This is a genomic window from Gemmatimonadaceae bacterium (assembly GCA_020852815.1).
GTDB lineage: Bacteria > Gemmatimonadota > Gemmatimonadetes > Gemmatimonadales > Gemmatimonadaceae > SCN-70-22.
This window is the reverse complement of sequence record JADZAN010000028.1, coordinates 197564-210762: the sequence shown is the minus strand read 5'-3', so window position 1 is coordinate 210762 and position 13199 is coordinate 197564. Positions and strand designations below refer to the sequence as shown.

Here is a 13199-nt window from a genome sequence, read left to right as displayed (position 1 = left end):
CGTCAATCAGCGGGCGAGATGCACGGCATATATGATCGGACTGTTCAGTCCGGATGTGCGCGCGGAGGGCGCGTTCATATACAGGTGCGCCGCGCCGCACGACTTGCCCCACCGGGTACGTTCGATCATGCTTGGCAGTAGTACCCTTTGGAGCCCCACGCGATGGCCGCAACCGATGTCACCAATCCGCGATACTATCACAAGGTCGTGGATTGCCAGTGGGCCTGTCCGGCCCACACCAACGTCCCCGGTTATCTCCGGCTGATTGGCCAGGGCCGGTACGACGATTCCTATCTCCTCAACCGTGAGTCGAACGTCTTTCCCGGCATCCTCGGCCGGACCTGCGACCGCCCGTGCGAACCGGCATGCCGGCGCGGGCGCGTCGAGGAGAAGCCGGTCGCGATCTGCCGCCTGAAGCGCGTTGCCGCCGACCATCGCGGTGACATCCGCGACCGCCTTCCCAAGGCTCCGGCGCAGAAGAATGGCAAGCGCGTGGCGTGCATCGGCGCCGGCCCGTCGTCGCTCACGGTGGCCAACGACCTCCTGCCGCTCGGCTACGACGTCACAATCTACGAGCAGCACGCCCAGCCGGGCGGGTTGATGCGGATCAACATCCCGTCGTTCCGCCTGCCTAACAGCGTGCTGGACGAGGAGTGCGGCTACATCATCGACATGGGCGCCCACATGCGATACGGGACCAAGGTCTCGTCGCTCAAGGGGGTGCTCGATGAGGGGTACGATGCGGTCTTCATCGGGAGCGGGGCGCCGAAGGGGAAGGAGCTCGACATCCCCGGGCGCTGGGACGCGCCGGCGAACGTCCACATCGGGATCGAGTGGCTGGCCAACATCCACTTCCAGCACCTGACGAGCATTGGCAAGCGCGTGGTGATCATCGGCGTGGGGAACACGGCGATGGACTGCTGCCGCACGGCCAAGCGCGTGGGCGCGACGGACGTGAAGGTCGTCGCGCGCCGCGGGCGCAAGCACTTCAAGGCGTCGCCGTGGGAGCTGGAGGACGCCGAGGAAGAGCAGGTGCAGATCATCGAGAACCACGCCCCCAAGCGCTTCGTCATCGAGGATGGGAAACTGGTGGGGCTGGAGTTCGAGCAGCTGCAATGGACGGAGGACGCCAGCGGGAAGCAGGTGTCGGCGGTGACGGGGGCGACGATCATTCCCTGTGACGACGTGATTCTCGCCATCGGGCAGGACAACGCCTTCCCGTGGATCGAGCGTGACATCGGCGTGGAGTTCGATTCGCGCGGGATGCCCAAGGTGGACAAGACCACGCACCAGAGTACGCACCCGAAGGTCTTCTTTGGCGGCGATGCGGCGTGGGGGCCGGAGAACATCATCTGGGCCGTGGCGCACGGGCACCAGGCGGCCATCTCGATCGACCTGCAGTGCTTCGACAAGCCGGTGCGCGAGCGCCCGCCGGTGGGGATGACGCTGGTGAGCGCCAAGCTGGGCATGCACGCCTGGGCGTACGAGAACGAGTACGAGACGGCCAAGCGCCAGAAGATGCAGCACGAGGAGCTGACGCGGCGCTTCAGCGACATCGATGTGGAGGTCGAGCTGGGCTTCACCGCCGAACAGGCAGCCCGCGAGGTGCAACGCTGCCTCAACTGCGACGTGCAGACGTACTTCACGTCGTCGCTGTGCATCGAATGCGACGCCTGCGTCGACATCTGTCCCACCAACTGCCTGACGATCACTCCCAACGGCACCGACGAGGCAGAACTGCGCACGCGACTCTCGGCGCCGGCGCTCAACCTGGCGCAGGAGCTGTACGTGTCCGTCGCCCTCCCGCAGACCAAGCGCGTGATGGTGAAGGACGAGGATGTCTGCCTGCACTGCGGCCTCTGCGCCGAACGGTGCCCGACGGCCGCGTGGGACATGCGGACGTTCGACCTCAAGAACGCCTATGCCGGGCAGGTGGCCCGATGAGTGGAATCAACGACTTCGCCTTCAAGATGGGGACCGTCAACGGGACCGGGTCGGCCAGCGCCAACTCGCTCCTGATGCAGGCCATCTTCCGCATGGGAATCCCGGTCACGGGGAAGAACATCTTCCCGTCCAACATCCAGGGGCTCCCCACCTGGTACGAGATCCGGGTGAGCAAGGACGGTTACACCGCGCGCCCCTCGGACGTGGACCTCGTGGTCGCGCTCAACCAGTCGACGTACGCGCGCGACGTGAAGGCGGTGCGCGCCGGCGGCTACCTGCTCTACGACTCGTCGTGGCCAATGGACGCCGAGTTGCTGCGCGACGACATCACCGTCCTCGGCGTGCCGTTCGGGCGGATGTGCATCGAGACGTTCGAGAAGGACCGCGATCGCACGCTGCTGCGCAACATCGCGTATGCCGGCGCGCTGGCGGCCCTCCTCAACATCGACATGACGGTGGTGGAGGGGATGCTGAACGAGAAGTTCGGCAAGAAACAGCGCCTGCTCGACGCCAACCACACCGCCATCCGCCTGGGGTACGACTACGCCAAGGCGAATCTCCCGTGCCCGCTCCCGTTCCATCTCGAGAAGATGGACAAGACGAGCGACTCGATCCTGATGGATGGGAACACGGCCAGCGCGTTAGGCGCGGTGTTTGCCGGCGCGACGGTGGGGGCGTGGTATCCCATCACGCCGGCCACCGCGCTCATGGAGGCCTTCAAGTCGTTCTGCGAGAAGTACCGCGTGGACCCGGAGACGAAGCTGCATCGCTACGCCATCCTGCAGGCCGAGGACGAGCTGGCGGCGGCGGGGATCGTGATCGGCGCGGGGTGGGCCGGCGCGCGCTCGTTCACCAACACGTCGGGGCCCGGCATCTCGCTCATGCAGGAGTTCATCGGGCTGGCGTACTACACCGACATTCCCGCGGTCTTCTTCGACGTGCAGCGCTGCGGTCCCGCCACCGGGATGCCGACGCGCACGCAGCAGGCCGACCTCTTCTCGCTGGCGTACGCCTCGCACGGCGACACCAAGCACATCGTCATCTTCCCCGCCGACCCGCGCGAGTGCTTCGAGATGGCGGTACAGGCCTTCGACCTGGCCGAGCGTTTCCAGACGCCGGTCTTCGTGGCGTCGGATCTCGACATCGGGATGAACGACTGGATGGTGAAGCGCTTCGAGTGGGACGACAGCTATCGCCCCGACCGGGGGAAGGTGCTCGACGCCGAGGCGCTGCAGAAGATCGAGCGCTTCTCGCGCTACCTGGACGTGGACGGCGACGGGATTGCCGCGCGCACGCTGCCGGGAGTTGGAGGAAAGGGGGCGTACTTCGTGCGCGGCTCGGGGCACGACAAGCACGCGGCCTACACCGAGGATTCCGACGCCTACCTCGAGCTGGTCGACCGCCTCAAGCGGAAGATCGACGGGGCGGCGAACGCGGTGCCGGCGCCCGTGGTGACGCGTCACGCCGGGGCCGACATCGGGCTCATCACCATCGGGAGCTGCGACGCGGCGGTGCGCGAGGCAGCCGACATCCTCACCGCGCAGGGAACGCCGGTGAACGTGATGCGCATTCGCGGCTTCCCGTTCTCGGACGACGTGCGCGAATTCATCACGCAGCACGGTCGCGTCTTCGTCATCGAGCAGAATCGCGATGCGCAGTTGCGCGCGCTCCTCGCCATTGAACTTGGCTTTGCCCGCGACAGCATGCACTCGATCCTCGACTACGGCGGCATGCCGCTGACGCCCAAGGTCGTGGTGGATGCCGTCGCGTCCCACCTTGTCGGAGCCTCCGCATGACGTCCATTGCCAAGCCTCCCGTTCGGCACAAGAGTTCGCGCACCAACGGGCTCGGGCTCACCATCCGCGACTACGAAGGGGCGATGTCGACGCTGTGCGCCGGGTGCGGGCACGACTCGGTGACGGCGGCGCTCATCCAGGCCGCGTGGGAGATGGACCTCGAGCCGCATCGCGTGGGGAAGATGAGCGGGATTGGCTGCTCGTCCAAGACGACGGCGTACTTCATGAAGCAGTCGCACGGCTTCAACTCCGTGCACGGGCGCATGCCGTCGGTGACGAGCGGCGCCGCCGCGGCCAACCGGGCGCTGACCTACATCGGGATTTCTGGCGACGGCGACTCGCTGTCGATCGGGCTGGGGCAGCTGTCGCACGCCATTCGCCGCAACGTGAACATGCTGTACGTGCTGGAGAACAACGGCGTGTACGGCCTCACCAAGGGGCAGTTCTCGGCGTCGGCCGACATTGGCTCGCTGAGCAAGAAGGGGGAACCTAACGAGCAGTCGCCCATCGACCCCATCCTGCTCGCCCTCACCCTGGGCGCGACCTTCGCGGCGCGCTCGTTCTCGGGCGACAAGAAGCAGCTCGTCCCCATCCTCAAGGCGGCGATCGCCCACCACGGCTTTGCCATCGTCGACGTGATCTCGCCGTGCGTCTCGTTCAACGACCACGAGGGATCCACCAAGAGCTACGCACACACGCGCGACCAGTCGGTCGAGACGGTGATCGCCGACTACCTCCCCGGCGACTTCGTTCCGCTCACGCGCGAGATCACGGTCTCCGACACCGAGGAGGAGATCCGCGTGGTGCAGCTGCACGATGGGGGGAGCGTGCGGCTCCGCGCCACGGCCCCGGACTACGACCCGACCAATCGCGAGTCGGCGTACACCCACGTGCGCCAGTGCCAGCAGCGCGGCGAGATCGCCACCGGGCTCCTCTACGTCGACGAGGAGCAGGGGCGCGAGATGCACGACATGCTGCGCACCGTTCCCGAGCCGCTAATCGAGGTCCCGTACGAACAGCTATGCCCGGGAAGGGCGGCGCTCGATGCCCTGATGGAACGGTACCGTTAGGCACCGTTCGAGCCGTGGCCGGCCAGCAGCTCGGCGGCCACGGCACGCACATCCTCCACGCACGCCTCCAGGCGGTCGGCGTGCGTGCGGAAGCCGAGCACGCACACGCGGGCCAGGACGCGACCGTCGATCGTGCACCCGGTGATCATCACGCGCCCGCGCGCGGTCACGCGCTCCATGAGCGCCGTCGTGGCCGCGTTCTCGGCGTCGCGCGTGGGGAGCGCTGCGCCCTCGAGGTGGAAGGCAAAGGCCGAGAGCTGCGGCCACGCGTCCATCACAACACCGGGAATGCCGGCAATGGCGTCGGCGCCCCACAGGGCGAGGGCGCGCTTTTCCTCCAGCGCCGCGCGGTACGTGGCGGCACCGACGAGCTTGAGGGTGAGCCAGACGCGCAGCCCCGGGTAGCCGCGCGATAGCTCGGGGCCGTACTGCGCCGGATCGTAGAAGGCGAGCTGGTTCTCGGGGAGGTAGCCGGCCGAGGCGGAGTGCACCTGACGGAGCGCCTCGCCGTCGCGCACGAGGAGGGCGCCGGTGCCGTAGGGGAGGAAGAGCCCCTTGTGCGGATCGAGCGTGATGGAGTCGGCGCGCGGGAGGCCGCGCAACAGCGGCTGCAACGACGGTGCGAGGTGAAAGCAGGCGCCGTACGCCCCGTCGACATGATGCCACAGCCCTTCCCGCGCGGCGATGTCGGCAATGGTGTCGAGCGGATCCACGGCGCCGGTGTTCGTCGTCCCCGCCGAGGAGACGATCATGAAGGGACGAAGGCCGGCGCGCCGGTCGGCCGCGATCGCGTCAAGGAGCGCATCGGTGCGGAATCGCAGTTCGCCGTCCACCGGGAGGTGTCGCACGCGGTCGGGGAGGATTCCCGCCAGGCGCGCCGACTTGGCGACGCTGTGGTGCGATTGATCGGAGGTGTAGAGGACCCCGTCGCGCAGCGCTTCGCCCAGCAGGCGCTCGCGCGCGCAGAGGATCGCGTTGAACGTCGCCATCGATCCGCCCGGGGTGAACACGCCGGCGCTCGCTGCCGGATAGTGCATCGCGTCGCAGAGCCAGCGCAGGGCGTTGGCCTCGAGTTGTACCAGCCCGGGGGCCGCCAGCCACACGCCGGTATAGCGATTGACCGCACTGGCGATGTAGTCGGCCAGCGCCGCGGGATAGATCCCGCCGCCGGGGATATACGCGAGGTAGCCGGGCGAGATGGTGTTGAAAGTGCGCGGGACCAGCTCGTCGAAGATGAGGTCGAGGAGCGGGGTGAGTGCAGCTGGCGACTCGGGGACGGGCTCCTGCAACGCGCGGCAGAAGTCCTCTATCCCGGTGTAGTCACCGCGTGCCGGCGCCGACTCGATGGACTCGATGTGGCGCGCCGCGCGCTCGACGACTTCCCCGCCGAGCTGTCGCATGACGTGGGGCGGAAAGTCGAGCGCGACCGGTGGGACCGGGCAACGAGCGGCGGCGGGGCGGGAGGTGGTGGCGCCGGCGAGGGACGCGGAGGCGGGGCGCGGTGCGGAATCGGGTGCGAGTGCCATGCGGTGAAAGTTATGAGGCGCATTCCGATCCGCACCGGCCTCGTTCAGCTTCGCGTGGACTTCGCATACGCTGCGCGAAGAGCGCTGGCGCACCGGCGACCATTGCCGCGATGGCCGGTGCTACCGTATCCAGCGCAGCGATGCGTGCGCGAGGAGCCCTGGGCGGTCGCGGGGGTCGACGCGGATGCGATCGCCGCGCCTCGAGAAGCGATAGCTCGCACCCGACACCGGTCCGCGGACAGCGTGCGCTCCTTCGCCCACGAACTCGAAGACGATCGGCGTAGTGGCATCGGCGCGCGGCGCACCAGCGCTGGCGCGGGGAGCGGGAGGGGAGCCGGCGTTGGCGTTCGCGCTGACGTTCGCGTTGACGTTGACGTTGGCGGCAGCGCGCGCCGCCGCCCGGTTCCTGCCACAGCACATGGGCAATCTCCTTTTAGGGTGAGGTGCCCGCCCGGCCGGGACCGTCCCGTTCCGCGTCGGGCAGGGGATCTGGAAGCGTGTCGGCGTCGTGCATTGCGCGCCGTTCGGGGAACAGGCGCTCGACGAGGATGGCGCCGCCGGAGAGGGCGAGCCAGGCGACGCCGCGCGCCGCCCAGCTCGACCCTACCCAGTACGCCATGGGGAGGGCGACCCACATGGAGCTGCAATAGAAGCAGTCCATGAGATCGCCAAGGAAGCCGCTCCCCGCCGCCTGGCGGAGGCGGGCCACGAGGTTCCATGGCCCGTCCTCCGCCGTGATGAGGTGCGTCACCCGCCAGGTCGCCAGGATGCCGGCGAAGAGGAGGAGTGCGCTCATCGTGGAGCCTGGCGCTTCGTCGCATGCCGCCTCGCGCGGCGCGCATCGCGTGTCACAGCGACACCTGGAACGAGCGCTCGCTCAGGTTGCGATGGAAGAAGTTGGGATCGCAGCTCACGATCGTGCGCTTGTACGCCCGGAGCTCGAGCTGGTAGCAGCAGCTTTCGGGGAAGGCCGTGGCTGCCGCGATCGAGAGCCGGATTGCACCACCGGTCCATGTCGGCGCGGCCGCGTTCTGCGGGAAGGAGCGTGCGGCGACATAGTCCGGTCCCACCTGGGCGGCGGCGGGGACTGGGGGGGCGCCGCCCGGGAGCGGCGTCAGCGTCCCGCCTAACGCGATGAGGTCGCGCGCCAGGTTCTCGCCGTACGTGGCAATGAGCGAGTAGAACGCCAGGTGCCCCTGGGCGTCGTGGGCCACGAAGTCGACTTCCAGCACGTCACCGGCCGCCAGCCGCACATCGCCGCACGGGCCGATGGTGGTGTGGCCGCCCCCCGAGTGCACGATGCGCGCGTCGAGGATGTCGGTGTTGGGCTCGTTGGTGCAGTTGTGCGTTGTCCCGCTCCCGCAGGGGTTGTCCACGGGTCCTGGCGCGGGGAACGTCGACTGGTTGTCGGTGCGGATGGTGATGTGCGCCTCGGTGGCCGAGTCGCACACGTTGATCACGCGCCGGTTGGAGAGGACGCCGGCCGCCTCGTCGTAGCCAACGACACGCAGCGAATAGGTGCCATCGGAGAACGTTGGGGCGGTGAGCCACGGGACGATCAGGTCGATGTTGGTCCCCAGCCAGACCTTGGTAGCGCCCCAGTCGGCGGGGGTGTGCGTGGCCTCGTAGTGCTCCACCGTCTCGTAGACGTGGTGGCCGTCGATCGGGACCTGCGCACTGAAGCCGGCGTAGGTACTCGAGTTGGCGACGAAGTCCCAGTACTGGCGGGAGAAGGAGCCTAACGCCGGTGCCGGGACGAGGAGCCAGTTCACGCCATCCGTCGAGTACTCGATCTCGTAGTAGTCGACGTCGGTCAGGCATTGCGCGGTGCCGCGGATGTCGACTCGCTCGGCGAAGGGGGCGTCGCCCCGGTTGTCGACGAGGTTGGGATGCGCGTAGCCCACGGGTGTGAGCACGGCTCCCGGATTCCCCCCGATGTCGTCGAGGTCGACCGTGCACGCGTGGGAAATGGCGAGGCACTCGCCCTCGAGGCAGCCGTTGAGCGGGATGCAGCAGGCGTTGTCGCTGGCGGTGAGCGTCACGTCCGACACCTGGTCGATGTTCCAGCGGGCGTCGAACCATCCTTCGTTCACGATCACCTGTTCCACGCCGCCGCAGTTCTGCGTGGCCCGGAAGACGATGTCGGGCGTGCAGTCCCACCACGGCTGCCACGGGTGCCACGGCCACAGCCGCAACGCATCGAGGGCGGGGATGGCGGGGAGTTGCGTGACCAGGTGCGAGCGCAGCGAGTCGAGCGCGGTCGGGTCGAGCACGGCCGTGCGCGCGGTGCGCGCGGAGCGCGATGTGCGCAGGACGGGTGCGGCGGCGGCGTTCCCAAGCAATGGCTGGAAGACCGAGAGGTCGGGCGCCGGGTCGGGGAGCGGGATGCGTGGCAGGCGCGGTTCGCGCTGCAACGCGCCGACGATGAGGTCGGCGAGCTTGGGCTCCACGTACCAGCGGCGCAGGCGCCACCACCACCACGGCCACCAGCCGCAACACCAGCGGAAGGTGAGCGTGAAGGCGCCGTTGGCGTCCGTCGTGGCGCAACCCACCTGTTGCCGGCTCCACCACCACCACCACGCATCGACGTCGTAGGCGCAGACGACGGCGCCCGGGACCGGGCTTCCGTCGGCGCACAGGACGCGTCCGCGAATGGTGAAGGTGCGGCACCATCGCAGCCACCAGAACCAGTAGAACGGGGTGATGCGAATGGCGGGCAGCACGAGGTCGTCGCGGTCGCGGAAGCGACGTCGCGGGACGTCGATGCCGATGGTTTGCAGCCCCAGCAGCTCGTCGTCGCTTGCGTCTGGCGGGCCCACCACCACGCGCAACCCGCCCGGCGTGTTGTCCAGGTCGAACGCAGCCTGCGCCTGTCCCTTCTTGTCGAACGTGACGGCCTGCGCCGCCACCGGGCGATCACCGGACGCGAGCAGCACCTTCACCGGCTGCTTGGGGTCCAGTCCCTCGATGCCGGACGCGTCGAGGGGAATCGTCAGTCGTGCCATGTCGTCCTCCAGGTGAATGATCTCCGCGCGGAGTTCGAGCATGGGGCGCTGTCAATCGTTAGGAAACTGGGGCGACTACGAGTCCGCACCAGCCTCGAGCGCGCTACCCTAACGAGTTTGGTGCGGTGCGTCACGGTGGTGCGGCCGTGCTCGCCGCAATACGGCGAACACGGCCGACACGGCGCCGGCGACGCGTCGGCACCCGCCGCGACCGGGGGGGCTCGACAGCCGGTGTAGGTTGGGGCGATCGTCCCGTTGTCGCAGGTCGATCTTCCCCCCTCCCCCCCGCCCCCCGCCGCCCCCCGCCCCCGCCTCTCCCACCACCCCGCTTCCCGCGCATGCCTCGACTCACCGCCACCCGACTCCTCCCCCTAGCGCTCGTCCCGATGCTCGTGGCCGCCACGGCGCCACGCCTGGACGACCCGCCGCCGATTCGCGGCTTCAGCGCTGCATCGTCCCGGGTGCAACGCGAATGGGAGGCGAAGTATCGCGCCATACCCGACCCCAACCGGATGCGCGAGGCGATGCGCCGACTCTCGGCTCGCCCGCATCACCTGGGCTCGCCCTACGGCCGGGAGGTCGCCGAGTGGCTGCGCGCGCAGTTCGAGTCCTATGGATGGGAGGCCAAGCTCGAGCGCTTCGACGTCCTCTTCCCCACGCCAAAGGTCCGCATCCTCGAACTCGTGGCGCCCACCACGTTCAAGGCTAAACTCGAGGAACCGGTGCTCAAGGAAGATTCGTCCACGTCCCAGCGCGCCGAGCAGCTCCCGACCTACAACGCCTACTCCAGCGATGGCGACGTCACCGCCCCGCTCGTCTACGTGAACTACGGCGTGCCGGCCGACTATGAGGAGTTGGAGCGGCGCGGGATCTCGGTGAAGGGGGCGATCGTCATTGCGCGCTACGGCGGCTCGTGGCGCGGGATCAAGCCCAAGGTGGCGTACGAGCACGGTGCGGTGGGCGCGCTCATCTATTCCGATCCCAAGGACGACGGCTACGCGGAAGGGGAGACGTATCCCAACGGGCCGTTCCGCCCCAAAGACGGCGTGCAGCGCGGATCGGTGCTCGACATGCCGACCTATCCGGGCGACCCGCTGACCCCGGGGGTTGGCGCGACGGCCGACGCCAAGCGCCTGGACCGGGAGGACGCGATCACGATCATGAAGATCCCTGTCCTCCCGATCTCGTACGCCGACGCGCAACCGCTCCTTGCCGCGCTCACGGGCCCCGTGGCCCCACCGGCCTGGCGTGGCGGGCTCCCCCTCACCTATCGCCTGGGGCCCGGCGCGGCCAAGGTGCACCTCAAGCTGGAGTTCGACTGGAAGCTCACCCCGCTCTACAACGTGATTGCCACGCTGCGCGGCTCCGAGCTGCCTGACGAGTGGGTGATGCGCGGCAACCACCACGACGGCTGGGTGAACGGTGCCGAGGACCCGATTTCGGGGATGGTGGCCGAACTGGAGGAAGCGCGCGCGTTAGGCGAGCTGGTGAAGCAGGGATGGCGCCCGAAGCGCACGATCATCTATGCCGGCTGGGACGGCGAGGAGCCCTCGCTCCTGGGTTCCACGGAGTGGGTCGAGGAACACATGGCCGACATGCGCGCCAAGGGTGTCTTCTACCTCAACACCGATGGCAACGGGCGCGGCTTCTTTGGCGCGGCGGGGTCGCACGCGCTGGAGCGCTTCGTGACGGAGGTGGCGAGCGAGGTGATGGACCCCGAGGCCAACGTCTCGATCCTGCAACGCCTGCGCGCGGCGGAGATCCTGCAAGGCGACGCCGAGGCGCGCACGCGCCGCGACATCCGCCTCGAGGCGCTGGGTTCGGGCTCCGACTTCACCCCCTTCCTGCAGCACGCTGGCGTCCCCACGCTCAACATCGGCTTTGGCGGCGAGGATGGCGGCGGGATCTATCACTCGATCTACGACACCTTTGCCTGGTACACGCGCTTCAGCGACTCGTCGTTCGTGTACGGGCGCGCGCTGGCGCAGACGGCGGTGATGATGGTGATGCGCGTGGCCAATGCCGACGTGCTTCCGGCGGAGTTCGGCGGGCTCTCGGCCACGGCGTCGCGCTACCTGGGCGAGGTCACCTCGCTGCGCGAGCGGACGGCCAAGGAGATCGAGGAGTTGAACCGGCGCATCTCCGAAGGAACATACGCCGCGGTGAACGACCCGCGTCGCCCGTTGACGGCGCCCAAGGCGCAGGAGCTGGCGCCGCACCTCAACTTTGCCCCCATCCAGAACGCGGTCGATTCGCTCCAGCGCGCGGCCACACGCTACGAGAATGCGTATGGCAACGTGGTGAGCGGGGCCGCAACGCAGGCCGCGTTAGGCAAGGTGAATGCGCTCCTGCGCCAGAGCGACCAGGTGCTGCTCATTCCCGAGGGGTTGCCGCGCCGGCCGTGGTACCAGCACTCGCTCTACGCCCCGGGCTACTACACCGGCTATGGGGTGAAGACGCTCCCCGGCGTGCGGGAAGCGATCGAACAGAAGGAATGGGCACAGGCGCAGGAGCAGATTGCCAAGATCGCGACGGCGCTGCTGCGCGAAGGCGAGTTGGTGGCCAAGGCGGCCAAGCTGCTCGAGGATGCGGGGAGGCCAGTGCCCTGAGCGTGCGAGCTCCTCACGCGGACGGCGTGTTTCCTGCGCCGTCCGCTTCGGTGAAGAGGTTCTTCGACGTGGCCACCTGCTCGCGCAGGGGCAACAACTTGAACGACCTGAACAGCCCCTTGGGGCGATAGCCCTGGGCCCACGTTTCGCCGAGCGATCCATCACGACGCGACGCCATCACCAGGATGGCGTCGCTTTGCTTTCCGTCGCGCGTGGTGATGCGCGAATCGAGCGCCAGCGCGCAGGCGGTCGCTTCCCGCTCCTCCGTGCGCAGCGTCTTCAGGGCAATCTCCATCGGATCGCCGTTGCCCCTGATGCAAACGAAGAAATGCGCGCGCCCGGTCTCGGTCACGAGGAAGGGATTGAGCGGTGAGCCCACACTGGCCACCTGCGCCGCCCCCTGGTCGAGCGCGAAGGCGATGAGTTCCGCGAACGACATCGTGCCCTGGCCGGCGTTAGGCAGGTCGACGCGCGCCACGTGCCACTCGCTGGCGCTGGCCGGTGTGCTGTCCGGTGCGCTGTCCGGTGCGCTGGCCGAATCTCCGGCCGCGTTACCGAAGACCATCTCGTGCATGGCGCGATGCGTGAGCGCGGCGAACGTTGGCTCGGAGCCCAGGCGCACGAGCTCCTCGACCGAGGGCACCCCTTGCTGGCGACGGAAGGCCGCGGTGCGACGCTGGCAGCGGTTCTCGGAGGCCACGACATCGTCGAGCGTTGCCAGCGTCACCGTCGTCACCCCGTCATGCTCACGCAGGTACGCGCCGAGACGTTGGAGATGTGCGCGCAGGAGTGCGTCGAGCGGCGTGTCGTGCGGGATGTAGTCCAGGAGGAGGTGCGGCGGGGTATTCCAATGCTGCGGCGCGGTGCTGGTCCACACGAACGACCCGTCGCTCAACTCGGACACGAGATTCACCACGCGCGTCCACGCCGACGCGGTGCCGCCTTGCACCTGGAACAGGTCGATGCGATGCACGTGATTGTTGGAGACGAACCGGCGGGCGAAGGGGCCGCCCCCCGGCTCGGCGATCGCAGCGTCCTTGACGTTCTTGCGATCACCCAGCGCGGTGAAGCCAAGGGTGGCCAGCGACGCCGTCATGGCGTCATACCAGTCGAAGACCTCAACGTCGTAGGCGTGGCGATCGATGGGGGCGAGTGGATACGCGTCGACGAAGAGTCGGCGATACGAGGCCAGCACCGACTCGGCCGTCTTGCGCACCAGCGTGGCGCTGTAGTGCGGGGTCACGAGGTG

General features: G+C 68.4%; 9 protein-coding genes. 4 read left to right on the top strand and 5 right to left on the bottom strand.

The features are described from left to right. Positions 1–162: 162 nt before the first annotated feature. From IT359_15980 to IT359_15970, 3 genes are read left to right on the top strand one after another with little or no spacing between them, the layout of a single operon-like run. A complete protein-coding gene (locus IT359_15980) occupies positions 163–1944 on the top strand; it encodes an FAD-dependent oxidoreductase (GenBank protein MCC6930486.1) in 1782 nt (593 codons plus the stop codon). Beyond that, positions 1941–3740, top strand: coding sequence for a 2-oxoacid:acceptor oxidoreductase subunit alpha (locus tag IT359_15975; protein MCC6930485.1), 1800 nt, complete (start codon positions 1941–1943; stop codon positions 3738–3740). The genes IT359_15980 and IT359_15975 overlap by 4 nt, the downstream gene beginning before the upstream one ends. Then, positions 3737–4810: a 2-oxoacid:ferredoxin oxidoreductase subunit beta gene (locus IT359_15970; protein ID MCC6930484.1), complete on the top strand. Its 1074-nt coding sequence runs from the start codon at positions 3737–3739 to the stop codon at positions 4808–4810. The genes IT359_15975 and IT359_15970 overlap by 4 nt, the downstream gene beginning before the upstream one ends. Here IT359_15970 and IT359_15965 read toward each other — a convergent pair. From IT359_15965 to IT359_15950, 4 genes are all read right to left on the bottom strand, one after another. Then, positions 4807–6336: an aminotransferase class V-fold PLP-dependent enzyme gene (locus IT359_15965; protein MCC6930483.1), complete on the bottom strand. Its 1530-nt coding sequence runs from the start codon at positions 6334–6336 to the stop codon at positions 4807–4809. The genes IT359_15970 and IT359_15965 overlap by 4 nt on opposite strands. Before the next feature lie 120 nt (positions 6337–6456). After that, positions 6457–6756, bottom strand: a complete 300-nt coding sequence (locus IT359_15960) for a hypothetical protein (protein MCC6930482.1) — start codon at positions 6754–6756, stop codon at positions 6457–6459. Positions 6757–6769: 13 nt separating this feature from the next. Beyond that, complete coding sequence (locus IT359_15955) at positions 6770–7132, bottom strand: hypothetical protein (GenBank protein ID MCC6930481.1); 363 nt, start codon at positions 7130–7132, stop codon at positions 6770–6772. A gap of 52 nt (positions 7133–7184) precedes the next feature. Next, positions 7185–9383 carry a carboxypeptidase regulatory-like domain-containing protein gene (locus IT359_15950; GenBank protein ID MCC6930480.1) on the bottom strand — a complete coding sequence of 733 codons (2199 nt, stop codon included), beginning with the start codon at positions 9381–9383 and terminating at the stop codon, positions 7185–7187. A gap of 296 nt (positions 9384–9679) precedes the next feature. Here IT359_15950 and IT359_15945 point away from each other — a divergent pair, with 296 nt between their 5' ends. After that, positions 9680–11950, top strand: coding sequence for a M28 family peptidase (locus IT359_15945; protein MCC6930479.1), 2271 nt, complete (start codon positions 9680–9682; stop codon positions 11948–11950). A gap of 13 nt (positions 11951–11963) precedes the next feature. On the opposite strand, the gene IT359_15940 is transcribed toward IT359_15945, so the two are convergent. Then, positions 11964–13193 carry a hypothetical protein gene (locus IT359_15940; protein MCC6930478.1) on the bottom strand — a complete coding sequence of 410 codons (1230 nt, stop codon included), beginning with the start codon at positions 13191–13193 and terminating at the stop codon, positions 11964–11966. Positions 13194–13199 lie beyond the last annotated feature (6 nt).

Coding starts and splice junctions, on each gene's coding strand:
- IT359_15980 (MCC6930486.1), top strand. CDS start 163: ATGGCCGCAACCGATGTCACCAATCCGCGATACTATCACAAGGTCGTG.
- IT359_15975 (MCC6930485.1), top strand. CDS start 1,941: ATGAGTGGAATCAACGACTTCGCCTTCAAGATGGGGACCGTCAACGGG.
- IT359_15970 (MCC6930484.1), top strand. CDS start 3,737: ATGACGTCCATTGCCAAGCCTCCCGTTCGGCACAAGAGTTCGCGCACC.
- IT359_15965 (MCC6930483.1), bottom strand. CDS start 6,336: ATGGCACTCGCACCCGATTCCGCACCGCGCCCCGCCTCCGCGTCCCTC.
- IT359_15960 (MCC6930482.1), bottom strand. CDS start 6,756: ATGTGCTGTGGCAGGAACCGGGCGGCGGCGCGCGCTGCCGCCAACGTC.
- IT359_15955 (MCC6930481.1), bottom strand. CDS start 7,132: ATGAGCGCACTCCTCCTCTTCGCCGGCATCCTGGCGACCTGGCGGGTG.
- IT359_15950 (MCC6930480.1), bottom strand. CDS start 9,383: ATGCTCGAACTCCGCGCGGAGATCATTCACCTGGAGGACGACATGGCA.
- IT359_15945 (MCC6930479.1), top strand. CDS start 9,680: ATGCCTCGACTCACCGCCACCCGACTCCTCCCCCTAGCGCTCGTCCCG.